Genomic DNA, 21451 nt, shown 5'->3' with positions numbered 1-21451 from the left:
GGTGCCTTATCGGAAGAAGAGATACTTCACCAGCGCCGCAGCAGCCAGCACGAGCACGATGATGACGATCAGCCAAACGAAGCCCATGCCCCACATCATGCTTCCCATGTCGTGCATCATCGCGCGACTTTCCCTTCCGAATTGGCCCGCATCGCTTGCTGCGGCGATGACAGCCGCGTGCGCAAGGCAGCGGTCAGCCTCTCGGGCGTGACGTCCTGGGAAAAAAGCGCATTTAGCTTTCCCGTCGGATCCATGAGGTAGAGAAAGGTCGAATGGCTGACGAGATCCACACCTGATTCCTCGTTTCGGCCCGGTTCGTAGTAGACCCGATACGTCTTGGCGACCGTGGCGATTTGCTCATTGCTTCCGGTCAGCCCGGTGATGCGCGCGTTAAAATTCTCGAGGTAGCCCGCGAGCCGTTCGGGCGTGTCGCGCCCGGGATCAATCGTGATGAAGAGCGGCGCAATGCGATCCGCTAACGGTCCCAGATCTTGCAGCGTTATCGCCATCTTCTGAAGCGTCAGCGGGCACTCATCGGGGCAGTTCGTGTAACCAAAGAAGACGAGCATCCAGCGTCCGCGATAGTCGGCATCGGTGATGGGGTGCCCTTTGTCGTCGGTGAGTTGGAACGGACCGCCGATCGGGACGCCCGCAGGTACACTCACGGTATCCTCGTTGGACGCGGAAGCAGTTCCGCCCGAAGGCGGCAAGACGGCCTCGCGCACACCAGGCGCAATTTCGAACACGGCGATCGCCACCAGCAACAGCGCTATGCCAACAAAGGCGATCCAACGTATGAGCCGCAGCGCTCTCATGCGGGTCTCGCGCGCCCTTGATAGAGATACGTGTGTGTTCGCGGACCGGGGATGCGAGCGTTCTCCATTGCTTCAATCCGAAACCCGTTAGCACCGATCAGATCGTCCATTTTGCGGTTCAGATGACAGCCGCCCGCGAGGCGCGACCACAGCGGATCGAACCGGTCCTGCCAGCCCGCAACGCTAGGCTCTGGTGCGCGACCGTGCTCAACGAAGAGGAGCGCGCCGCCCGGTCGCAACACGCGACGCATTTCGCCGAGCGCCTGAGCCGCATTCGGAATCGTGCATAATGTCCATGTCGTGACGACCGTATCGATGCTGCCGCTGTCCAGTGGGATCGTTTCGGCCGATCCATCGAGCAATGTGATCGGCGCCGCGGCGGCCTCGGCACGGGGGCGCGCCATGTTCAACAACTCGCATGACGGCTCCAGCCCGATCAAGGAGGTAACCGTTCCGCCATACAAAGGAAAGTTCAGTCCCGAGCCGATGCCGATTTCCAGTACCCGTCCTTCGGCTGCGCCGATCACGCGCTGCCGGAACGGCAAGAGCTGCTTCTGACGCATCGCCAGATGCGTGAGGCGCGGGATGATGTAGCGCTGATAGAAGCTCATTCGTGTGCTTCCTCTTTGCCGCCAGCGCTCGCGCGCGCTAGCGCCTCCATGACCGCGCCGGAAGTCAGCAGCTCAGGGAGCGGAATGCCGTGCGGAGCTTCCGGCCCATAGACCACATCGAGCGGCACGCCATAGCGGCCGAAGCTTTGGAGATACGCAGTTATCGCCGGATCCGCGCGCGTCCAATCCGCCCGCATCGCAACGACGCGCGGATCGCGGAGCTTTTCGGCAACCGGCGACCGGTCGAACACTGCGAGCTCGTTCGCCTTGCAGGTCAGGCACCACGCCGCCGTGATATCGACAAGAACAGTGTTTCCCGCGGCAACGCTTTCATGGACCGCTGCTTCATCGAAGGGCTGCCATTGTCCGGCTTCGCCTTTTGAAGACGTTACCTTCGTCAAAGCGGCCTCGCCGCGCAGAGAAGGAACGAGCACGGCAAGCGCGGCCAGACCCACCGCGGCCACGCCGAGCGAGCGCTTTGCAAGCCCGGCAGTCAAACGTTGCTGCCGCCAGGCAAGCGCGGCCAACAAGAGTGCCAGCAAGGCGCCTGTGACGAGCGCCAGTTCCGTCCCCGCTTCGAGCGCCAGCACGGAGAGCAACCACGCAGTTGTGCCGATCAAAGCCACGCCAAGGACGCGCTCCAGCCAGATCATCCAGCGTCCTGAGCGCGGAAGGTAAGCGATCAATCCGGGGAGAGCGGCAATAGCGAGGAAGGGCGCTGCCATACCGAAACCGAGCGCGCCGAACACCAGTGCGATGTCGATCGGGCCACGCGCCAGCGCGAAGCCGATCGCAGTGCCGACGAAGGGGGCTGAGCAGGAGGCCGCCAGCAGCGTTGCGAATGCGCCCATCAGGAATGCATTGGAGACGCGACCGTGTCCGCGAACCGATCCGATGGCGTTGGCGACGCCAGTCGGAAGAAAGATCGGTGCCCAGCCCCAGAGGCTCGCCGCAAACAAGGTCGTGACCAGCGCCATGCCGGCGAGGAACCAAGGCTGCTGAAACTGAATGCCCCAGCCGATCGCGCTGCCGGCGGCTTTCAACGCGATCAGCGCCGCTGCCAGAATCGCGAAGGAGACAATCACGCCTGCCGCAGTCGCCAGCAGGCCAATACGTGCCGCGCGCCGCTCCGCGCCGGCGTAGCCGGCGAGCGCCAGCAGTTTCAGCGAGAGCACCGGCAGAACGCAGGGCATGAGGTTGAGCATCAGCCCGCCGAGCAACGCGAGGCCGAAGATGGCGATGCGGCTCGCATCGGCCTGAAGAGGCGGCAGGCTGCCCAGCACTGGCGTGATCTCCGTCTCGGCGGTGCGCGCGCCGTCGACGATGGTCACTTTGAGATTCTGCCCTGCGATTGCCGCGGCAGGTTCGCCGGCGATCGGTACGCGCAATGTTGCCGTTCTCCCGGCATCAGATAGGGTTGTGTCCGGACGTCCGGGGGCGCCCTTCTGCAGGCCCTCGACAAACACGTCGGGCGAGGCAAAGGGCGTGGTGCTCGCCAGCCTGACTGCAAGAATGGCGCTTCCAGATCTTGCCTCGACCGCGGCGCCCAGCAGCTCGAATTGCGCGGCCAACAAATCGCCTGGCACCAGCGCGCGCGCTTCCGCGAGAAGCGGCGCTTCCGGTCCCGGACGCGCAAGGCCGGCCGGCAACGCAAGATCGAGACTGGCGTGATACGGAATGCAGATGTCCTTGCAGGACGCGTAATCCACTTCGGCATGAAGGCGCAGCGGCGCACCTGGATGTGCGAGGCGGACCACGATCGGCAACACGACACCGTCTTCGTAGCCGACGGTCTCCAGCCCGCCGAGGGATGGCAGGCGCTTTGGCGCCGGCCAAGCGATCTCGGCACCGGCGAAGTTTTCCGAACCCTTCCAGTCGATCGCCGGCGGAATGCCGGCGTCGCCCGGACTCCGCCAATAGGTATGCCAACCGGACGTCAGCCGGAGCTGCAGGCCGACGTCAACCTGCGTGCTCGATCCGGTTGCTTCGACCGCCGAGATCAGGCGCGCCGCGCCGTGCTGCTCGCTGGCCCAGTTGCTGGTCGCGGCCCACGCCGGCCAGCCTAAACCCGACAAAAACGATATGATGGCGAGACAGCCCACACGGAGGACATGGACGCGAGCGAGGATAGCCTTGTAGCGCTTAAAGGGCTCTCGCCGCATTTGCTCGCCGGCCGGATCGTTCATGGTTCAGCCGCCATTATCGGACGCCCCTGGCGGATGCTTCTGCCACTGGCTATTCGGGCGGCCGTCGCCGCTGTTGTTCATCGACTGCATCATGTCGCTGCAGCCCGCCATCATGCTGCCGGACATCATACCGCCACCCATCATGCCTTGGCCCATACGGCCCATGCTCATGCCGTGATCGGGGCGGGCTTGCGTGTCGTTCGAGCCGTTCTGCGCGAAGGCGGGAGCAATCAGAGCGCCGAGTGCTGCGGCGAAGGCCGCGATCGTGAGCTTGTTTGCAACGGTCATGTCAGGTCTCCTGCTGAGGTGATGAGTTCTGCGAAGTTCCGTTCGATGCTGTGCCTCCGCCGTGATTACAGATGCGGTGCATGCACAGGCCGAGCGCGCACATCGCGACGCACGGCGCCGCGCTGATCAGCAACGGACCAACGCCGATCGCGACCAGCCAGCTCCACTGCCAGGCGAGCCCGGCACCGATCAGGGCCAATGCGAGAACACCAAACAGCACTCGCCTGCCGCCAAGGCGTTTGACGATTGCCGGCGCGATGGGGGCCGCGGAATTGGAAAGTGTCCTTGCCATCTGCATTGCCTTGTCTCCCTAAACGGTCGCGAAGACTTTTGGCGGCTTGCCGTCTTTGGTGACGGCATAGATCGTCCAGGTCTCGGTCTTGGGGCCGGTCATGCCGGGCGACCCAGACGGCATCCCCGGCAAGGTAATTCCTGCTATCGCCGGCTTTTCAGCGAGCAGCTTGCGAATGACGTCCACCGGCACGTGGCCATCGACGACATAGCTGCCGACAAACATGGTATGGCAGCCTTCGAGATCTTCCGGGACGCCGGCCTTGCGGCTGATCTCCGCAAGGTCGTTGGTCGGCTTCACATCGACCTTGAAGCCGTTCTTCTCGAGATATTGCGCATAACCCTCGCAGCATGAGCACTGTGGATTCTTGTAGAGCGTTGCCTGTATCGGCGGCGCTGCGCGTGCACCGTGAACTGCAAGCAGCGCCGGAGCTGAAGCGGCTGCCCCCAAAAGCATAACGAATTCTCTTCGTTTCATAGTCGGTTCCTTTCCTCTGGTGTTTTGCATCTGTCCGGGTGCCTTCAGCATTGATGCTTGATGAATTTGCTGATCTCGTCGGGGGCAGCGAAGAAGACAGACCCGCGATCCCCCATCATTCCCGCCGGCATGATGACCGGCTTACCAGGGAGCGGCCCCGTATCGCTGGAGTCGGTTTTGAAGCGGAGGTTCGCTTCCCAGAAATCGCTCGTTTGGCCGTCCGCGGTGGTGACACGATAGGTGTCTCTGCAATAGCGGATCGCCTCGACCTGATGGTCGGCCCCTTGCTTTTTCAGATCCTCGAACGGCGGTGCAGTCATCGCGGTAGGCAAGCGTATGTGCCCGGTGCTGGCTTCCTCCAGGAAGGCGATAAGATCGGCGCGCGGCCGCGCATCTGGAATGCCGGCGAATTTCATGTTGTTGCCCGGCATGAAGGCCGCAGGGGATTGCAGCCACGCATCGAGCGTCTTCTGATCCCAGACAACACCGGATGACTTGAGCGACGGCGAATAGCGATCAAAGCTCTTGAGGCGTCCCGCCTTGCGTCCCCAAATGCCGGCGAGGCTCGGACCGGTCATGTTGACATCGGTGCCGAGCGAGTGGCACGCGGCACAAACGCGGAAGGCCTTGGCACCCTGGTCCACATCACCTGCGGCGTACGCCGGCAGCGTCAGGGCGCCGGCACCTATCAACGCGCCAAATGCGGCCAGGACCACATGGAAGATCGTTCTCATCATGTCACCCGAATGATTGTCATCAGTCCTCCCACCTGATGCTCCATGACGTGGCAGTGAAACATCCAATCGCCAGGATTGTCGGCGACGAAGGCGACGCGCACCCGCTCGCGCGGACGGACCAGCACGGTGTCGCCCCATACGTCATGCGGCTCCGGCTTGCCGTCGCGGTCGAGCACCTGGAAGCTGTGGCCGTGCAGATGCATCGGGTGCCACCACGCGGTGTCGTTGCGCATGTCGAGGATGCAGCTTCGGCCGCGCGCGATCTCGAAGAGCGGCGGCATGCCGGGACTGCCATCGCCGGTCATCGATTGGCCGTTGATGGCCCAGGCGGCCTTGCCGCCCATGCCCATCATGCCGCCACCCATCCCCATGCCACCCATCATCCCGCCCTGGAGCTGGACTTCATGCATGGATGCCGTTTTCAGATCGAGATGCGGCACCGGGTTGGCCGGCAGCCGTAGCGGTGCGTCCGAAGGATGCGGACGAACCGGCGAGGCCTTGTCGTATTCGAGTTGGACGAGTGTGTAAGCGAGCCGGTCGTAGAAATCGTCCACGACCCGATAGGACCGTCCGGGCTCGCCTTGCATATCGAGCATCACATCGGCCCGCATCGCGGGGCCGAGCAAGATGCGCCCATCGGGCGGCTCATGCGGCTCGCAGGGCTGGCCATCGAGCGCGACGATCATCGGCCGATGCCCCTCGAAGCGCAGCGCCATGATGCGCGCGATCGCCGCGTTGAGCAGGCGCAGGCGAATGCGCTCGCCGGCGCGAACGCGCACCGCGTCCGGCACGCGACCGTTGATCGTGACGGTGTTGCCGACGCGCCCGTCCATCGCCGCTTCCATGCGGTTGTTGAAGCCGGGCGCGATCTGCGTGTCGCCCGTCAACCGCCAGTCTTGGACCGTCCAGAGCAGCTCGCGGTCCACTTGCGGTGGGTCCGGCTCCTCGACGATCAGCGGGCCGGCCAAGCCACGGCCCATCTGAATGAGGCTGTCGTCATGCGAGTGATACCAGAAGGTGCCCGCATCGGGCGGGGTGAACGCATAGTCGAAGCGCTCGCCCGGCTTGATCGGCTTCTGCGTCAAGTTTGGCACACCGTCCACGGCGTTCGGCAGACGGATGCCGTGACAGTGAACGGTCGTAGTCTCTGTGAGACCGTTCTCGACCTTCGCCCGGAACGGCGCGCCCTGCCGGACTCGCAGGACCGGACCGGGCTCGGCCCCGTTGTAGGCCCAGACCTCTGTCTCGGGATATTCCTCACCGACCATGCGGACGCGCGCCTTGCCGGGCCGAAGCGTGGTGGTCAGACCGTCATGCGCAGCAGGTGGCTCATCCGCGTGGACGGGCCTGGAGAGCGTGGCGAACGCACACGCAATGCCCGCCTGCAAGAATTGGCGTCGGCTGAAGGCCGAAGGAAGAATCAATGGCATTCCACATCGTCCGTTTGGGGCTTGCCCCGCCGTGCTCGTGGCAGGCGTGAGGGCAAGGTTCCATCCCGCGCCATCGCGCGGGCTCAAACCACTCAGTCCCGCGAACCGGTCTTCAGCCGGCAGGCGGGTTAGTCGAGGACGATGGGTCTAGGTGGGAACGGGTCGGGTGCGGGATCGGCGCCGGCCAATCGCGCGTCGGGTGGCCAAATGTGGTCGGCCCGAATGGAAATGCGCTCCTGCAGGAGCGCTGGCATCGGAAGCACCGCCGGAGCGCTTATGCAGGCGAGAGCGGGACACCCCGGCATCTTGTCGGGAGCCGTGTTACCGTGCTGCTGGTCAGGACATTTCTGGCAAGGCTGATCCCCTGCCATTCCCGCCATATTGTCGGCGGACATCGCCATTGGCATGGCGCGCACGCTTACCGGCGTCGCCACCGCGAAGGCGACGATGAGGGCAAGAAGCATGTGGGCGACCAACTTCGCCATGAGAGGAAGGTAACGCCAGCCTACGGCCATTTCAAGCGCAGCCCGGAAGGCGGCCGGAGTCTGGATTTTGGAGACGACGATGAGTTCACATGGTTTGGCATTGTTCGGAATTGCGATACCGGCATGCCTGCTGTTCGCGGGCTCCATCGTGCTCGTTTCGCGAAGGCGATCGCTGGCTTCGTGGCTCCAATTGATCGGTTCGGTCGGTCTAATGATGGTCGTGCTGACGCATATTGCCGAAGCCTTCGAGCTGATGCCGGGAATGCACTGGGGACTGGAAGCTAGTGCCGGCCATTACCTCGACCTCGGAAGCGCCGTTCTGGGTCTGACGTTGTTCCCGATAGGATATCTCGCACATGCCTTTGCTCGATAACGCATGCCGCGGCTATGACTCGCATTGAGAATCTTGTTCTTACACGACCTCCATCTTCGGGTCCGCCGGGTCCTTGCGCTCCAATGGCCCGCCGAGATCAGTCCACCCAGTGTCCCAAGCTATCGGCGATCAATGATTGCACGCCGCTTCTTTTCGGTTACCTGCGTCGCCGGATCTCGCGGCATAGTGCCTCCAATGGGCGCTGAAAGGGTGCGAATTCCGTCCTCCAGGATGCTTCGTTGATGGCGGAAGGCGTCTCCGATGGCCGCTGATACGGCCCTGATCCGCGCCGCGCGGCGCATGTCCTGATGGACGATAAGCCATGCGGTACGGCGCGCCGGCGGTTCATGAGGCCAGACACGCACCAAGTCCGGCGATGAGTCGCCGAGAAAGCAGGCGAGCTCCGCGATACCCACCTCATCAACCGCAGCCTTGAGCTGGATCAGCGGATTATCGCAGCGGAGCGCGATACGGGACCCCTCAAGTGTTTCGCCCATGAAAAACGGGCTCGTCGCGGCTGGCGCGCCTGAGAAAGTTATCAGGTCGCAGCCGGCAAGTCCCTTGCGTCGCGCGGGGATGCCCACTCGCGCCAGATACCGTGGCGACGCGTAGAGGGAGAAGCCGACTTCTCCGAGCTTCCGGCACACGAGGTTCGAAGACGAGGGCCGCGCAAACCTCACGGCGAGATCGGCATCGCGCCGTGCGATATCGAGCGAACGGACACCCGCAATTAGATCAACGCGTAGCTCGTGATGGCGCTGTCGTAGCATGGCGATCGCCGGGGCAACCAATTGATGGGCAAGTGCTTCGGTGGTCGTCACTCGGACCGAGCCCGTTACGAGCGTGTCGCGCCCAGCGGCAATGCGCTCGAGATCGAGGGCGGCGTTCTCCATCGCGATACACTGGCGCAGAACCGCCTCTCCGGCCGACGTAGTAGCAAATCCGTCTGGCGTGCGGTTGAGCAACTTCACGCCCAGACGCGCCTCGAACAGCGCAATACGCCGGCCGACCGTGACATGACCGACGCGCAGCGCGCGAGCCGCCGCCGATAGACTCCCGGTGCGCGCCACGGCGAGAAAGAAGCGCACATCGTCCCACTGCCATGCTCCGGGCGACTTGTTCATAAATGAACAGCATATGTGAACAGATCGACGCTGAAAACTAGCTCTCCGTCCTCTATCTTTTCAGCAGGGTCTCGACACGAATTGCTTAGGTCGTGGCGGCCGGTTCGACATCCTGACCGCGGTGTCCAAGGCGGCGTCCACGAAGACCCGGATTCATAAGGAGACCCGCTGATGACCGCCGCCGTTCCCGCTGGTATCGTTCCGCCGCGGGCCACGTGGCAAAGCTTGCTTTGGATCGCACCGCTCACGCTCTTGTGGATACTGCTGATCTATTGGCAGCCGACGATCTCAGATAGCGGCGTTTCGCGCACGGCTGCCCGGCTAATGACTTATGCGCTCACCGGCGTCGGCTTATGGCTCGGTTTTGAGCGCGCCGAGCTGACGGGCGACCAACGCCGCGCGACCTGGCTGGCGGTCATGATCCCATACACGCTTTGGATGGCCGTCGCCTGGAGTGCGTCCATCAATGGCTTCTTCCGCACTGGCACGAGCTTGCCGGTATTGCCGGCGGCGATCTTCCTGCCGGTGATCATCGGTGCGCCGCTGTTGCTGCTGTCGAAGCGAGTGGGACAGCTGCTTGATGCGATGCCCACAAGTTGGCTCGTCGCTCTTCAGCTTTACCGCATATTCGGCAGTTGGGCTCTTGTTGCCGCGCTGCATAGGACGCTGCCCGCCGTGTTCGGCCTGCCGGCGGGAATCGGCGATACGCTGACCGGCCTGCTCGCCGTGCCGGCCGCGATCGCCGCGGCGACAGGCACCGCTCGGGGACGAAAGGCGGCGATCGCCTGGAACATTCTTGGCCTCGCGGACTTCGCCGTCGCGGTGACGCTCGGCGCAATCACCTCGCCCGGTCCGACACAGTTGATCGTTCCGGATGTGCCGAGCATCGGTGCCGGCGCTTATCCGGGTGTGCTGACCCCTGCTTTCGTGGTGCCGAGCTCGATCCTGTTGCACGCGTTGTCGCTGCGGCAGCTGCGCCGGCGCAGTCGGGCGGAAGTGGCGCGGCACTAAACGACGCGCGCCCCGACTGGGCTCTCAATTTATGCTTGAGCATAGCGCGCTGCGCAGGTGCTGCTGGTCGGTCTCGCTGCGCGCGCTTGTGCACCGGGAAGCATGATCCAGGCGCGCCACCGACCGCAGTGCCCCTCGTGGATCCGTCCGATCTCTGTCCCGCCGCCCTCCATGTCCCCATGACTCGACGGAATGCCTTCCATCTTCCGACGACAATCGGTTTCAATCGTCCAGACACGAAATTTGATGGGATGGATCATGCGGTCCAAGACCGACGTTACGACGCCGCGAACCATTCGACGCCAGCAGTTGCGCGAGATGGTCCCACTCGCCGACAGTACGATCTACGAGATGGAACAGCGCGGCGAGTTCCCGCGACGCTTCGCGCTCTCGCCACGATGCGTCGTGTGGGATCTGAGCGAAGTCGAAGCATGGCTCGCGTCGCGGCGATCCACCCCCATACCTCGTGCGCAACACCCCGACGTTACGCAACGGCGCTCTCGGCCGGTGAAAGCGCCGGGTCGAGCTCCAAGAGCGGCATCGACGGTGGAATGAGATCAGGGGCATATTTCTGGCCCGCCACCCAAGCGTCGACAATGTTCGACCACTCCTGCATCATGTGCCGCCGCTGCACTTCGTATTCTGCCTTATTGTAGACGCCGCGCGACGAACGGCCGTCCTCATGCGCCAGGCATTTTTCGATCCAGTCGCTGTTGAAGCCCAGTTCGTTCAGCAGCGTCGAGCCCGTTCTCCGCAAGTCGTGGACGGTGAATGGCTCAAGCGGAAGCCCTTCCTTCTTCGCCTGCTCCACCACCAGATACGTGACGCGATTGAAGGTAGCGCGAGACATCGGCGCATCGGCGTCGTAGCGCGAAGGCAATACGTACCGTGAATTGCCAGCACAGGTCTTTAGGGCGATGAAGATGTCGAGCACCTGGCGAGACATGTAGACGTTGTGTGCCTTCGAGCGCTTCATCCGCTCTTTCGGAATCGTCCATACGGCGTTCTCGAAATCGACCTCGTCCCAAACGGCGTCCTGCAGCTCGCTTTTGCGCACCATGGTCTGCAAGAAGAGGCGCATGCCGAGCCTAATGGTGGGCAGCGTCGCCACCTTCTCGAGCTGCTTGAGCATGATTCTGATCTCGGTTGGCGAAAGCGACCGGTCTTTCGGGACGAAGGTCGCTATCGAGGCCGGGCCCACGTCGTCAGCCGGGTTGGCGACCTTCTCGCCGTGCAGAATTGCGAAGCCGTAAATCTGTTTGACGATGTCACGAACGTGGATCGCGGTCGCCGGCGCGCCTCGCTCGACGATCGCGCCACAATGAGCCCGCAGGTCATCCGGCGTGATTTCCGTCAGAAGCCTGTTGCGCCACGCCGGTAGCAGTTCGCGTTCGAAGATCGCTCGGCGCATGGCTCGCGTGCTGCCCGCCATCGGCGCTGCCGTCAGCCATTTCTCGCCGAATTCGCCGAAGCTCCTGGCTTCCAGTAGGCGACGCTTTTCCCGCTGCTTTTCGATCGCCGGCGATCGCCCCTCGGCGATCGCCCGCTTGGCGTCGATGCAGAGCTCTCGTGCCCGAGCAAGCGACAGCCCGGCGGGACCATACTTGCCGAACGTGACGGTCTCACGCCGTCCGTTCATGCGGTAGTCGAGCTGAAAGGTGAGAGTCCCGGACGGCCGGACGAGCACATACATGCCGTCCCGGTCCGTCACCTTGTAATTTTTGTCTTTTCCTTTCAGATACTTAAGGGCTGCATCCGTCAACATGTGGCACGCCTCCGCTAAAAAAGACCGTCAGGCCGTTTCCAGCATCCCCGTGACAGAAAATCCTTTTTCTTTCAGCCTATTAGCTCTGAAAAAAGACCGTCAGAGGGCGCTCTGACCCTGACGGTATCGAGCCAACTCGAATTGTGCAATGAGAAAGGAGACCGTCAGGCAGTCCGTCAGATACCGTCTCTGCCGGCCGATGGTCTCCGGAAGGTGCCGAATGAGTTATTATTATTTATCAGTGACTTACGTAGGTTTACGGGATACTGCGGGATACCCTGGGACGGGCCAAAATCATTCCCACTCGATCGTGCCGGGAGGCTTTGACGTCACATCGTAGACGACGCGGTTGACGCCGCGAACCTCGTTGATGATGCGCGTCGCGACGCGGCCGAGAAACGCCATGTCGAAATGGAAGAAGTCCGCCGTCATTCCATCGACGGACGTGACTGCTCTGAGTCCCAGGACATGATCGTATGTCCGGCCGTCGCCCATGACGCCGACAGTACGAACGGGAAGCAATACGGCGAACGCCTGCCAGATGGCATCATAAAGACCGGCCTTGCGGATCTCATCGAGATAGATCGCATCGGCTTGGCGCAGAATGTCGAGCTTCTCGCGTGTGATCTCACCCGGAATGCGGATGGCGAGCCCCGGGCCCGGGAAGGGATGGCGCCCGACAAATGCTTCCGGCAGGTCAAGCTCGCGACCGAGCGCGCGAACCTCGTCCTTGAAAAGTTCGCGCAGCGGCTCGACGAGCTTCATGTGCATGCGCTCGGGCAAGCCGCCGACGTTGTGGTGAGATTTGATCGTCACCGAGGGCCCGCCGGTGAACGACACGCTTTCGATGACGTCCGGATAAAGCGTCCCTTGAGCAAGGAAATCGGCGCCGCCGATCTTCTTCGCTTCCGTCTCGAAGACATCGATAAAGTGCTTGCCGATCGTCTTGCGCTTCGTCTCCGGATCGGAAACCCTGGCGAGCGCATTGAGGAATTGCTCGGAAGCGTCGACGTGAACGAGTGGAATGTTGTAGTGGTCGCGGAACAGCCGGACCACTTCATCCGCCTCGCCCAAACGCATCAAACCGTGATCGACGAACACGCAGGTGAGCTGATCGCCGATAGCCTCATGAATGAGGACGGCCGCGACGGCGCTGTCGACACCACCCGACAGGCCGCAAATGACCCGGCCTTTGCCGACCTGCGCCCTGATCTTGTCGATCATCACACGCCGGTAGGCCGCCATCGTCCAGTCGGACTTCAGCCCCGCAATCTTATGGACGAAGTTTGAGATCAGCTTCGCGCCATTCGGCGTATGAACCACCTCGGGATGAAACTGCACGGCGTAGAAATGCCGGTCTTCGTCGGCGACCGCCGCGAACGGCGCGTTCTCGCTCGTCGCGATAACCTGAAATCCGTCCGGCAGGCGCGTCACGCGATCACCGTGGCTCATCCAGACTTGATGGCGCGTCCCCGGCGACCAAAATCCGTCGAACAGCGGGCTCGGCTTATCGATGGACAGAAACGCCCGCCCGAACTCCCGATGGTGCCCTGCCTCGACCTTGCCGCCGAGCTGCTCCGCCATGGTCTGCTGGCCGTAACAGATACCGAGCACCGGCACGCCCGACGAAAAAACCCCATCCGGAGCGCGCGGAGACCCCGCCTCCGTCACCGACGCGGGACCGCCGGAAAGAATGACAGCTTTCGGCTTGAGCTTGGCAAACGCTTCGGCGGCGCTCTGGTAGGGATGGATTTCCGAGTAGACGCCCCCCTCGCGCACGCGGCGCGCGATGAGCTGCGTAACTTGGCTGCCGAAATCGATGATGAGAACGCTGTCGGTCAAAGTTCGCGAGGCCCTTTATTCAAGGCCATCCCCTACGCGAATACGGAGGAGGCTGCAACGGCCGCAACGCAGCACCCGGCCGAAGGTGGCAAAGCCGGTCCACCGCGGCAGGATACCATCTCGCGCCGGAACGCTCAGTTCATCTGCCAGATCGCAAAGTTAAGCGCCGCATCAAACGAAACCCACGCGAGGTACGGCAAATAAAGATAGCTCGCACGCCGCTCGATATTCCACGCCGCCACAATGAACAGCAGAATCGTCACCCAGAGCTGCACAATGTCGGCAAGCGCCGTCGCAATATCGTGGCGGCCGAACATCAGATATGACCAGAAGCCATTGAAAAAGAGGCCGACGCCCCAAATAAGAATCGCGGGCGACCATCCGACCGCTTGCCACACCAGCCATCCGGCGACAGCAATAACGATATAAAGAATCGTCCAAACGATTGGGAAAACCCAATTTGGCGGAGTCCATACCGGCTTGTTGATGGTTGCGTACCAATCACCCGGCAGGAAGTGCGTCCCGGTTGAGGCGGCGAGCACCACCAGCGCCGCAAAGACCAAAAACGATATGAATTTCGTCAATTCCCACTCTCTATCTGATCATCGGCTAAAGAAGCCGCGCCACCCCGGTCACTGAAGGCACCCTATTTCATGCTGATGGTCAAGACACGCCTGGGGCCGAGCCCAATCGCCGGGATCGGACTCTTTGCCGATCAGGACATCAAGAAGGGAGAGGTCACTTGGCGGTTCATGGCCGCCTATGACCGGTTGCTGACCGAGGCCGATATCGATAACCTGCCGGAACCCGCCCGCTCGAACATTCTCGATCACGCCTACCTCGACGCAACCAGTGGTTTGTTCGTTCTCTGTGCGGACAATGCCCGGTTCATGAATCACGCCGACGAACCTAACACGGCCGGAGTGCACGAACCCGGTGCCATCGAAGGCTACGATATCGCGACGCGCGACATCGCCTCCGGAGAAGAGCTGACCTGCGACTATCGTACGTTCGATGCGCACGTCAGCGCCAAGCTTGGCACCGCCGGTTAAAGACCAGAACTCACTGCCCCTGAACGACAGAAACTCCCGACGCATGCTTCCGGCTCGCGCGCCGCCGTCTGACGCCAAGCACGCTCAGAACCTGAGCGCCCATAATCCGCCGTTGCAGGTATGGCGAGAAATAGCCCGCGTAGCGCTGCCAAAGCTCTGACCGTCGCCAGTCCTCGCCGGAGACATGCCCGCGGCAGTGGGGCGATCCGCACGAGCACGTGAACTCGTCATAGGGCGAGCCATCACTCATCGCGTAATCGTAGGTGATCTCTTCGCCGGGCAGGATATCGCGCATCGCGACCAGCGTGATCTGCCCGGAAAGCCCGGAGTTCGGATCGCAACTATGGTTCACGTAATCCGGCGGTTCGCAGTCGGATAGCGACACGAGATACTGGTTTTCCTCGACCTGCAGCGAATAGCGCCGGACCGTCGGAGGCATACCGTTCAGCTCTTCACCCGTGACGAGTGTACCGCTCCAGACGACGATCAGCTCGCCCTTGGCGATAGCCTCCCGCGCAACGACCATATGGCCGCCGCGGTTCGGTATGGGATGGACGTCGCATTTCGGAGAGAGGAAGGAGTGGGCCCTACCGCTCATTCATTGACCTCAATTGGCCGCAACGAGCGGGGCACGCCACAGACGCTCAAAGCGAAGCATGGCTCGTATCCCTCGGTTTGCCGACAGCCTGACGGCAAACGCCGCATCACATAGTTTCGCTGCGTGCGATGTCAACGATGAAAAATAGGCAATTACGTGCCCAAGCTCCGCTCACTTTTTATTTCTGGAAGTTCAGATTCGAATGGGAAATTGCCGAAAAAATTTGAACGCCGACGAATAAGGGACACGCCGCACGGCGTAGCCGCTCGGGGATGCAGCAAAACCTCAATCCACAGAAACTTCGTTTAAGCCACCCGGGTCAGGGCCGCGATGAAGAAGCCGTCCGTGCCGTGACGGGCAGGCGTAAGCAGGAGCGAGTCGGATCGGCCATCGGCCGAGGCTGGAACTTCACCGGGCAGACCGGCAGCCGCCCAGGCGTCGCCGGTCGGTACGGCTTGAAACGCGTCATGCGTTTCCAAGAACGCCGCAACCTGCTCGACATTCTCCTCGGGCAAAATCGAGCAGGTGACGTACACGAGCCGCCCGCCTGGCTTCACCAGCGACGCCGCGCGGCCAAGCACCGACCGTTGCTCGGCTTGGCGCGCGGCGAGCGCTTCGGGCTTCAGCCGCCACTTGGCATCCGGACGCCGCCGCCACGTGCCCGTACCGGTGCACGGAGCGTCTGCCAAAACGACGTCGAAGCGCGGGCCGAGCGCCGCGAGCGCTGCCTCATCGCCCGCGCGAAGAACCTGCACGTTGCGAACGCCCGCGCGCTTGATCCGCTCGAAAATCGGCTTCAACTGATAACGGTCTGCATCGTAGGCGTAGAGCTGCCCGGTGTTCTGCATCAGGGCCGCAAGCGCCAGAGTCTTTCCCCCCGCGCCGGCGCAAAGGTCGAGGACCTGTTTTCTCGGGCCCGCACCGGACAAAAGTGCGGCGATCTGCGATCCCTCGTCCTGAATCTCGAACCAGCCCGCCTGAAACGCCGCCTCGGCCTGCAGGTTCGGCGTCCGCTGAGCACCGGCAGGGGCGGGGACGCGAACTCCGACAGGCGAAACCGGGCACGGCAACGCACCGAACGGGAGAAGCGCCTTCAGGACTTTTTCCGGTGTCGACTTCAGCGTGTTGATCCGCAGATCGGCTGGCGCCCGCCGCGCCATCGCTTCCCCTTCAGCTACGGCATTTTCTCCGAACTGCGCTGAAAAGGAGGGCCAAAGCCACTCCGGAATATCGGCGCGTACGGCATCGGGCGCCGCGCTCATATCGCGCGTCAGTCCGGCGCGCTCTGCGTCCGACAACGGCGGTGGCGCGTGTTCGGACCCGTCGCAAGCTGCGATCACAACATCCGCCGACAGCCCGAGAGCCGACGGTGCAGCTCCGATGGCAAGAGCGCGCGGACTGTCCTCTCCCAGCGCCCAGGCAAGCGAGGCGCGCCGCCGAAGCGCATCATAGACAAGCCCGCCGATCGCGTTGCGATCACCGGAACCGGCAAAGCGATGCGCCTTGCCCCAATCGGTCAGTGCGATGGTGACGGGCTGGTAACGATTGAGGATCGCCTCCAGAACCTCGATCGCCGCGGCGATCCGGGCTCCAGGTCTCATGTGATGTCCCTTCAGGTGCCCGTCAGGATTTTGACGGCAAAGATCACCCACATCGCCAGCAACGCGACCAAGCCGCCGCCGTAGACGCGGCCGCGCACGAGTACGTTGTTATTCGTCGTGTGGACGTAAGCATGGGCGAGGCGCAGGATGACGAAAATCCACGCCAACACCAGCAACAACAAATCGCCGACCCTGGTTATCAAGATGAACGCGACCAACACATAAAAAAGCACCGGCAGCTCAAGCTGGTTCTTGAACGCGTTTCCGTACTGCGTGGTGGTTTTCGGCCATCCCGGCTCGCCGAGCGCGATATCGTCAGGCTTGACTTCGCCGCTCCGAAGGCTGGAGACGCGTCCCACCGCCGTCCGCAAAAGCAAGATGAACGTGAGGAACACCAGAACGAATACCGGTAGCAGGAAATCGGTGACGGCCATCGATACCTCCGCAACAGCGTGCCGGGAACAATAGCGCTAGACGCCGGAACCCGGATAGTTCGGACTTTCCCGCGTGATCAGAACACCATGCGCGTGGCTTTCGCGGATGCCCGCTGGCGAGATGCGCACGAACTTTGCTCGCTTCTGGAACTCGGGGATCGTCCTCGCACCGAGGTAGCCCATGCCGGCGCGCAGGCCTCCGACGAGCTGATGCACGACCGAGTCCATCGGTCCCTTATAAGGAACCTGTCCCTCGATACCCTCGGGTACAAGCTTCAGCGTGTCGCGAACTTCGGCCTGGAAATAACGGTCGGCTGAACCGCGCGCCATCGCCCCGACCGATCCCATACCGCGATACGACTTGTAGGTCCGTCCCTGGTAGAGATAGGTCTCGCCCGGCGCTTCGTCGGTGCCGGCTAGCAGAGAGCCGATCATCACGCACGACGCTCCGGCTGCGATCGCCTTTGCGATGTCACCAGAAAACCGGATGCCGCCATCCGCGATAACCGGGATTCCCGCGCGCGCGGCTTCCTTGGAGCACTCCATCACCGCGGTAAGCTGCGGAACGCCGACGCCCGCAACAATCCGCGTCGTACAAATCGAGCCCGGCCCGATACCGACTTTCACGGCATCCGCGCCCGCATCGATCAACGCTTTCGTCGCATCCGACGTCGCGACATTGCCCGCAACAACCTGTGCGCTGTTTGACTGCCGCTTGATGCGCGCAACGGCATCGATCACCTTCGCCGAATGCCCATGCGCCGTATCGACGACAATCACGTCGCAGCCAGCGTCGATCAGCCGTTCGGTCCGTTCGTAGCCGTCCTCTCCGACCGTCGTCGCCGCAGCGACCCGGAGGCGGCCATGCGCATCCTTCGATGCATGCGGATACTTCGCCGCTTTTTCGATGTCCTTGACAGTGATGAGGCCGATGCAGTTGTCGTGATCGTCGACGACAATCAGTTTTTCGATGCGATTTTGATGCAGCAGGCGCTTGGCTTCGTCTTGCGATACGCTGCGCTTCACCGTCACCAGGTTTTCCTTCGTCATCAGCTCGGAGACGGGCTGATCCACTCTGACCGCAAACCGCACGTCGCGATTGGTCAGGATGCCGACGAGCCTGCCTTTTCCTGCGCTGCCGTCCGGGCCTTCGGTCGTGCTCTCGACGACGGGAACACCGGTGACCCCGTTGTCGGCCATCAGCTTCAGTGCTTCGCCCAGCGTCTTGCGCGGAGAAATGGTGACAGGATTGAGTACGATGCCGCTTTCGTACCTTTTAACCTGCGCGACGTGTCGGGCCTGCTCTTCGATCGTCAAATTGCGATGGAGAACCCCAATGCCTCCAGCCTGCGCCATGGCGATGGCGAGGCGAGCTTCGGTGACGGTGTCCATCGCCGACGACAGGAGCGGAATGCTGAGACGTACGGACTTGGTGAGTTGGGTCGAGACATCCGTCTGTCCGGGCATTACGTCGGATGGACCTGGAACGAGCAGAACGTCGTCAAAGGTAAGCGCAATCCCCGAATCGAGCGAAAGGCTCGAAGTCATGCTGACTTCTCCAATTTTGGGGGGCGACACGTTCAGGCCCCCTGGGGCGGAACATTGTCGCGCGGTCTATAGCACCAAGGTTCCTGGCTTGGAAGCGCTTCGTTCCGCGTCAAATGGTAATGCTGTCAATGGATTGTTGAGAGCGCCCAAATAGGCGCCTCCCGTCGTCACATGCCTGTCGTCGGAGTCTGAGAGGTTGAAGGCACGGGGTGCAAGCCCCCATGGGATTCTGCTTGGATTCGATATGGTTGACGCGCGGGCAATGATCGGATTGGGCCTTGCGGGCGCCGGGTTGATCGTCCTCTGCACGTCGCTAGCCGCAATTGACCCGTTTCCCGGCGCGCAACCGTCGCGGAGTGATCGCCAGCATCCAGTAGCGGCTCTCGCATGGTCTGAAGCCCATTGTGAGTCGCGGCTGAGCCTCAGGCTCGGCACGCCCAGGCTCCAGATGGAAGACCTGCTCGAACTCTCCGCCGCGTTCGACGAGATGGAGCGCCGGCAGGGCCACTCAATTGCGTGCGCGAATGCGCTGGAGCTTGCGGCAGCCGTTGCCGCTCCTGCGACTATGACCGCGGGCGAACGAGTCGCGTTCGTCCGCACGCGTCAGTCGCCCTGAGGTCCACGAAAACCTGTCGCCAGAACGTAAAGCTCGGAACTTTCCGCACGACTCGCCGGGGGCTTGACGTGGCGAACCACCTTGAAGTCGCGTTTCAACGCGTCGAGCAGATCGCGCTCGGTCCCGCCTTGAAACACTTTGCAGAGAAAGACGCCGCCAGGCTCCAACACATCCGCTGCGAACGCCGCCGCCGCTTCGGCGAGCCCCATGATCCTGAGGTGATCGGTTTTGGCGTGCCCGACCGTCGGCGCCGCCATGTCCGACAGAACGACATCGGCCCTTCCACCGCGCAAACGAGACTTGAGCAAGTCTTCCGCTTTCGGATCGGTGAAATCCATTTCGATGATCTCGACGCCCGGGATCGGCTCGAAGTTCAGGTAGTCGATGGCAACGACCTGTCCCTTGCCGCCGGTTGCCTTGACGTGCTCGGCGGCGACCTGCGACCAGCCGCCGGGTGCCGCACCGAGGTCGATGACGCGTTGTCCAGGTTTTAGAAAGTTGTAGCGAGCGTCGATCTCACGAAGCTTGTAGGCGGCGCGCGACCTGAGACCCTCGCGTTTCGATGCCGCAACGTAGGGGTCGTTCAATTGCCGCTCGAGCCAACGCGCAGAGGAGACCGAGCGTTTGCGCGCCGTCTTGACGGACGTGTGCAGCTGTCGTTGACCGCCGCTCAGACTTTGCCGGCGGCCCTTCCCTCCGCCACTCTTATTGTTTGTCACGGCGCTCGCCCGTTGCCCGAACGCCGCGACCGACCCCGACGTCGCCGCCCCGTTCGCCACACGCCATCCTCCATCATAAGACGCATCAGGATGCCTTCGCGCAGTCCGCGATCCGCGACCCGAAGCCGCTCGGCCGGCCAGAGTTTCAGGATGGCATCGAGAATAGCGCAGCCGGCAAGCACGAGATCGGCCCGTTCTCGGCCGATGCAGGGTTCGAGAATGCGATCCTCGTAGCTCAAACCGAGCAAACGCGAAGTTACGTCGTCAATCTGCGATGTGTTGAGCCAGATACCATCGACGCGCTTGCGGTCATATCGTTCGAGGTCGAGCAACACGCCCGCGATGGTCGTCACCGTTCCGGACGTGCCAAGAAAATGGACCTTCCGCCCCGCAACACGTTCGCGGAACCGATGCAGCGCTTCGAACGGAACGAGGAGCTGAGTTACCGCATCCGACATCGCGGCGAAGCTATCAAGCGTCACCGCACGGCCATCGAACCGCTCGGCAAGCGTCACGACGCCAACCGGGAGCGATTCCCACGCGACAACGGCATCATCGATATCGCAACGTCCCGCCAGCACGTCACGGCGCGACCCAAGCCGGGTCATATCGAGCCAGATAATCTCCGACGAACCACCACCGATGTCGAACACCAGCACGAACTCGGTTTCGGGATCGATCAGCGTCGCACACCCAGCGACCGCGAGACGCGCCTCGATTTCAGGCGTCAAAACCTCGATATCGAGCCCGAAACTGTCCCTGACGTTGGCGACGAACGAATGTCCGTTCTCCGCGACGCGGCAGGCTTGCGTCGCAACCATGCGCGCCCGCGCCACGCGGTGACGCTGCAGCTTTCCTGCGCAAATCTTCAGCGCCTCCATCGTACGGTTCATCGCCTGATCGGAAAGCCGCCCGGATTGGCTGACGCCCTCTCCAAGTCGAATGATCCGCGAAAAAGCATCGACGACACGGAAGCCCCTGCGTGACGGACGGGCGAGCAGCAAGCGGCAGTTGTTCGTTCCAAGATCGAGAGCGCCATAGATCGGATCGGCAAAGCCCGCGGACGGCGACCCGGCGCGAGATGGGAATTGGAGCCCCGTCATATCCCTGGCCGCAGGACGTTCCGAGATATGGTGACTACGGCCGTTAACTCGGCTCTGATCCGGACGCGCGTGCCCAACAGACCCAACGGGTTCATCGGATTTCGACAGATGCTCGGCACCGACCGGCGTGCCAGGATCTGGGTGATCTGGTTTCAAAACGTCTCTCCAGAACCTGGTATCACGACGGCTGGCAGCACCGCCGCCGCGCTCTTCAGGCCAATCATCTGGACCTCTGTTGGCGATGAGTGTAGCAGGTCGCGAACTCGCGTAAAGCGCCGAGCGGCGTGGCACGCGACGAACTCCGCTTTTGCACGGCGGAATGGCCAAATCGTCAAAATACCGCG

24 protein-coding genes are annotated in these 21451 nt (G+C 62.5%); 5 read left to right on the top strand and 19 right to left on the bottom strand.

Features of this window, described 5'->3' with window-relative positions; genetic code table 11:
- Window positions 1–116 precede the first annotated feature (116 nt).
- From HYPDE_RS04330 to HYPDE_RS04290, 9 genes are all read right to left on the bottom strand, one after another.
- Window positions 117–815, bottom strand: a complete 699-nt coding sequence (locus tag HYPDE_RS04330) for an SCO family protein (RefSeq protein WP_015597155.1) — start codon at window positions 813–815, stop codon at window positions 117–119.
- Window positions 812–1426, bottom strand: coding sequence for a class I SAM-dependent methyltransferase (locus HYPDE_RS04325; RefSeq protein WP_015597154.1), 615 nt, complete (start codon window positions 1424–1426; stop codon window positions 812–814). Before HYPDE_RS04325 ends, HYPDE_RS04330 begins: the two co-directional genes overlap by 4 nt.
- Complete coding sequence (locus tag HYPDE_RS04320) at window positions 1423–3612, bottom strand: protein-disulfide reductase DsbD family protein (protein ID WP_015597153.1); 2190 nt, start codon at window positions 3610–3612, stop codon at window positions 1423–1425. The genes HYPDE_RS04325 and HYPDE_RS04320 overlap by 4 nt, the downstream gene beginning before the upstream one ends.
- 3 nt (window positions 3613–3615) lie before the next feature.
- Window positions 3616–3900, bottom strand: a complete 285-nt coding sequence (locus HYPDE_RS04315; RefSeq protein WP_015597152.1) for a hypothetical protein — start codon at window positions 3898–3900, stop codon at window positions 3616–3618.
- Window position 3901: 1 nt separating this feature from the next.
- On the bottom strand, window positions 3902–4198 hold the full coding sequence (locus HYPDE_RS04310) for a hypothetical protein (RefSeq protein ID WP_015597151.1): 297 nt from the start codon (window positions 4196–4198) through the stop codon (window positions 3902–3904).
- A gap of 12 nt (window positions 4199–4210) precedes the next feature.
- Window positions 4211–4669, bottom strand: coding sequence for a DUF411 domain-containing protein (locus HYPDE_RS04305; RefSeq protein WP_041320839.1), 459 nt, complete (start codon window positions 4667–4669; stop codon window positions 4211–4213).
- Between the two features lie 44 nt (window positions 4670–4713).
- Window positions 4714–5472 carry a c-type cytochrome gene (locus HYPDE_RS04300; protein WP_244437775.1) on the bottom strand — a complete coding sequence of 253 codons (759 nt, stop codon included), beginning with the start codon at window positions 5470–5472 and terminating at the stop codon, window positions 4714–4716.
- Window positions 5403–6836: a multicopper oxidase family protein gene (locus HYPDE_RS04295; protein WP_144061196.1), complete on the bottom strand. Its 1434-nt coding sequence runs from the start codon at window positions 6834–6836 to the stop codon at window positions 5403–5405. Before HYPDE_RS04295 ends, HYPDE_RS04300 begins: the two co-directional genes overlap by 70 nt.
- A gap of 128 nt (window positions 6837–6964) precedes the next feature.
- Window positions 6965–7321, bottom strand: a complete 357-nt coding sequence (locus HYPDE_RS04290) for a hypothetical protein (protein WP_144061195.1) — start codon at window positions 7319–7321, stop codon at window positions 6965–6967.
- A 79-nt stretch (window positions 7322–7400) separates the two neighbouring features.
- Between HYPDE_RS04290 and HYPDE_RS04285 the strand changes: the two genes are divergently transcribed.
- Complete coding sequence (locus HYPDE_RS04285) at window positions 7401–7694, top strand: hypothetical protein (RefSeq protein ID WP_144061194.1); 294 nt, start codon at window positions 7401–7403, stop codon at window positions 7692–7694.
- 119 nt (window positions 7695–7813) lie between these two features.
- Here HYPDE_RS04285 and HYPDE_RS04280 read toward each other — a convergent pair whose 3' ends face one another.
- Window positions 7814–8818 carry a LysR family transcriptional regulator gene (locus tag HYPDE_RS04280; RefSeq protein ID WP_015597145.1) on the bottom strand — a complete coding sequence of 335 codons (1005 nt, stop codon included), beginning with the start codon at window positions 8816–8818 and terminating at the stop codon, window positions 7814–7816.
- A gap of 171 nt (window positions 8819–8989) precedes the next feature.
- On the opposite strand from HYPDE_RS04280, the gene HYPDE_RS04275 reads away from it, so the two are divergent.
- Together HYPDE_RS04275 and HYPDE_RS18685 are read left to right on the top strand one after the other, a co-directional pair.
- Window positions 8990–9829, top strand: coding sequence for a hypothetical protein (locus tag HYPDE_RS04275; RefSeq protein WP_015597144.1), 840 nt, complete (start codon window positions 8990–8992; stop codon window positions 9827–9829).
- Between the two features lie 258 nt (window positions 9830–10087).
- Window positions 10088–10384: a helix-turn-helix transcriptional regulator gene (locus HYPDE_RS18685; protein WP_015597142.1), complete on the top strand. Its 297-nt coding sequence runs from the start codon at window positions 10088–10090 to the stop codon at window positions 10382–10384.
- Here the strand turns inward: HYPDE_RS18685 and HYPDE_RS04265 are convergent.
- The 3 genes from HYPDE_RS04265 to HYPDE_RS04255 all read right to left on the bottom strand — a co-directional run bounded on the left by HYPDE_RS04265 (window position 10314) and on the right by HYPDE_RS04255 (window position 14020).
- Complete coding sequence (locus HYPDE_RS04265; RefSeq protein ID WP_015597141.1) at window positions 10314–11594, bottom strand: tyrosine-type recombinase/integrase; 1281 nt, start codon at window positions 11592–11594, stop codon at window positions 10314–10316. The two genes, HYPDE_RS18685 and HYPDE_RS04265, sit on opposite strands and share 71 nt — an antisense overlap.
- Before the next feature lie 294 nt (window positions 11595–11888).
- Entirely contained in the window at window positions 11889–13436 is a 1548-nt protein-coding gene (guaA, locus tag HYPDE_RS04260) for a glutamine-hydrolyzing GMP synthase (protein WP_015597140.1), read from the bottom strand.
- Between the two features lie 134 nt (window positions 13437–13570).
- The gene (locus HYPDE_RS04255; protein WP_015597138.1) at window positions 13571–14020 is read right to left on the bottom strand and encodes a TspO/MBR family protein; all 450 of its coding nucleotides are present in this window, start codon (window positions 14018–14020) and stop codon (window positions 13571–13573) included.
- Window positions 14021–14089: 69 nt separating this feature from the next.
- Here HYPDE_RS04255 and HYPDE_RS04250 point away from each other — a divergent pair, with 69 nt between their 5' ends.
- Entirely contained in the window at window positions 14090–14488 is a 399-nt protein-coding gene (locus HYPDE_RS04250; RefSeq protein WP_015597137.1) for an SET domain-containing protein, read from the top strand.
- A 10-nt stretch (window positions 14489–14498) separates the two neighbouring features.
- Here the strand turns inward: HYPDE_RS04250 and HYPDE_RS04245 are convergent, their stop codons facing one another.
- From HYPDE_RS04245 to guaB, 4 genes are all read right to left on the bottom strand, one after another.
- A complete protein-coding gene (locus tag HYPDE_RS04245) occupies window positions 14499–15086 on the bottom strand; it encodes an SET domain-containing protein (RefSeq protein ID WP_041319975.1) in 588 nt (195 codons plus the stop codon).
- Window positions 15087–15391: 305 nt separating this feature from the next.
- Window positions 15392–16687, bottom strand: coding sequence for an RsmB/NOP family class I SAM-dependent RNA methyltransferase (locus tag HYPDE_RS04240; protein ID WP_015597134.1), 1296 nt, complete (start codon window positions 16685–16687; stop codon window positions 15392–15394).
- An 11-nt stretch (window positions 16688–16698) separates the two neighbouring features.
- The gene (locus HYPDE_RS04235; RefSeq protein WP_015597133.1) at window positions 16699–17121 is read right to left on the bottom strand and encodes an MAPEG family protein; all 423 of its coding nucleotides are present in this window, start codon (window positions 17119–17121) and stop codon (window positions 16699–16701) included.
- A gap of 36 nt (window positions 17122–17157) precedes the next feature.
- Window positions 17158–18669, bottom strand: coding sequence for an IMP dehydrogenase (guaB, locus tag HYPDE_RS04230; protein WP_015597132.1), 1512 nt, complete (start codon window positions 18667–18669; stop codon window positions 17158–17160).
- A 262-nt stretch (window positions 18670–18931) separates the two neighbouring features.
- Here guaB and HYPDE_RS04225 point away from each other — a divergent pair, with 262 nt between their 5' ends.
- A complete protein-coding gene (locus HYPDE_RS04225) occupies window positions 18932–19285 on the top strand; it encodes a hypothetical protein (protein ID WP_244437774.1) in 354 nt (117 codons plus the stop codon).
- Here the strand turns inward: HYPDE_RS04225 and HYPDE_RS04220 are convergent.
- Window positions 19273–20004, bottom strand: a complete 732-nt coding sequence (locus HYPDE_RS04220; protein ID WP_432263861.1) for an RlmE family RNA methyltransferase — start codon at window positions 20002–20004, stop codon at window positions 19273–19275. The genes HYPDE_RS04225 and HYPDE_RS04220 overlap by 13 nt on opposite strands.
- Complete coding sequence (locus tag HYPDE_RS04215) at window positions 20001–21263, bottom strand: Ppx/GppA phosphatase family protein (RefSeq protein ID WP_144061193.1); 1263 nt, start codon at window positions 21261–21263, stop codon at window positions 20001–20003. The genes HYPDE_RS04220 and HYPDE_RS04215 overlap by 4 nt, the downstream gene beginning before the upstream one ends.
- Window positions 21264–21451: the final 188 nt, after the last annotated feature.

The sequence above is a fragment of the Hyphomicrobium denitrificans 1NES1 genome (genome assembly GCF_000230975.2).
In the GTDB taxonomy this organism is placed as follows: domain Bacteria; phylum Pseudomonadota; class Alphaproteobacteria; order Rhizobiales; family Hyphomicrobiaceae; genus Hyphomicrobium_B; species Hyphomicrobium_B denitrificans_A.
The sequence above is the reverse complement of the archived record's forward strand: the minus strand, read 5'-3'. Positions and strand labels throughout refer to the sequence as shown.

Excerpts from the sequence above, each read along its gene's own strand:
- HYPDE_RS04280 (WP_015597145.1), bottom strand. The coding sequence starts at position 8,818 with ATGAACAAGTCGCCCGGAGCATGGCAGTGGGACGATGTGCGCTTCTTT.
- HYPDE_RS04275 (WP_015597144.1), top strand. The coding sequence starts at position 8,990 with ATGACCGCCGCCGTTCCCGCTGGTATCGTTCCGCCGCGGGCCACGTGG.
- HYPDE_RS04265 (WP_015597141.1), bottom strand. The coding sequence starts at position 11,594 with ATGTTGACGGATGCAGCCCTTAAGTATCTGAAAGGAAAAGACAAAAAT.
- HYPDE_RS04290 (WP_144061195.1), bottom strand. The coding sequence starts at position 7,321 with ATGGCGAAGTTGGTCGCCCACATGCTTCTTGCCCTCATCGTCGCCTTC.
- HYPDE_RS04310 (WP_015597151.1), bottom strand. The coding sequence starts at position 4,198 with ATGCAGATGGCAAGGACACTTTCCAATTCCGCGGCCCCCATCGCGCCG.
- HYPDE_RS04245 (WP_041319975.1), bottom strand. The coding sequence starts at position 15,086 with ATGAGCGGTAGGGCCCACTCCTTCCTCTCTCCGAAATGCGACGTCCAT.
- HYPDE_RS04330 (WP_015597155.1), bottom strand. The coding sequence starts at position 815 with ATGAGAGCGCTGCGGCTCATACGTTGGATCGCCTTTGTTGGCATAGCG.
- HYPDE_RS04305 (WP_041320839.1), bottom strand. The coding sequence starts at position 4,669 with ATGAAACGAAGAGAATTCGTTATGCTTTTGGGGGCAGCCGCTTCAGCT.
- HYPDE_RS04225 (WP_244437774.1), top strand. The coding sequence starts at position 18,932 with ATGATCGGATTGGGCCTTGCGGGCGCCGGGTTGATCGTCCTCTGCACG.
- guaB (WP_015597132.1), bottom strand. The coding sequence starts at position 18,669 with ATGACTTCGAGCCTTTCGCTCGATTCGGGGATTGCGCTTACCTTTGAC.
- HYPDE_RS04315 (WP_015597152.1), bottom strand. The coding sequence starts at position 3,900 with ATGACCGTTGCAAACAAGCTCACGATCGCGGCCTTCGCCGCAGCACTC.
- HYPDE_RS18685 (WP_015597142.1), top strand. The coding sequence starts at position 10,088 with ATGCGGTCCAAGACCGACGTTACGACGCCGCGAACCATTCGACGCCAG.
- HYPDE_RS04250 (WP_015597137.1), top strand. The coding sequence starts at position 14,090 with ATGCTGATGGTCAAGACACGCCTGGGGCCGAGCCCAATCGCCGGGATC.
- HYPDE_RS04235 (WP_015597133.1), bottom strand. The coding sequence starts at position 17,121 with ATGGCCGTCACCGATTTCCTGCTACCGGTATTCGTTCTGGTGTTCCTC.
- HYPDE_RS04240 (WP_015597134.1), bottom strand. The coding sequence starts at position 16,687 with ATGAGACCTGGAGCCCGGATCGCCGCGGCGATCGAGGTTCTGGAGGCG.
- HYPDE_RS04285 (WP_144061194.1), top strand. The coding sequence starts at position 7,401 with ATGAGTTCACATGGTTTGGCATTGTTCGGAATTGCGATACCGGCATGC.
- HYPDE_RS04320 (WP_015597153.1), bottom strand. The coding sequence starts at position 3,612 with ATGAACGATCCGGCCGGCGAGCAAATGCGGCGAGAGCCCTTTAAGCGC.
- HYPDE_RS04295 (WP_144061196.1), bottom strand. The coding sequence starts at position 6,836 with ATGCCATTGATTCTTCCTTCGGCCTTCAGCCGACGCCAATTCTTGCAG.
- HYPDE_RS04325 (WP_015597154.1), bottom strand. The coding sequence starts at position 1,426 with ATGAGCTTCTATCAGCGCTACATCATCCCGCGCCTCACGCATCTGGCG.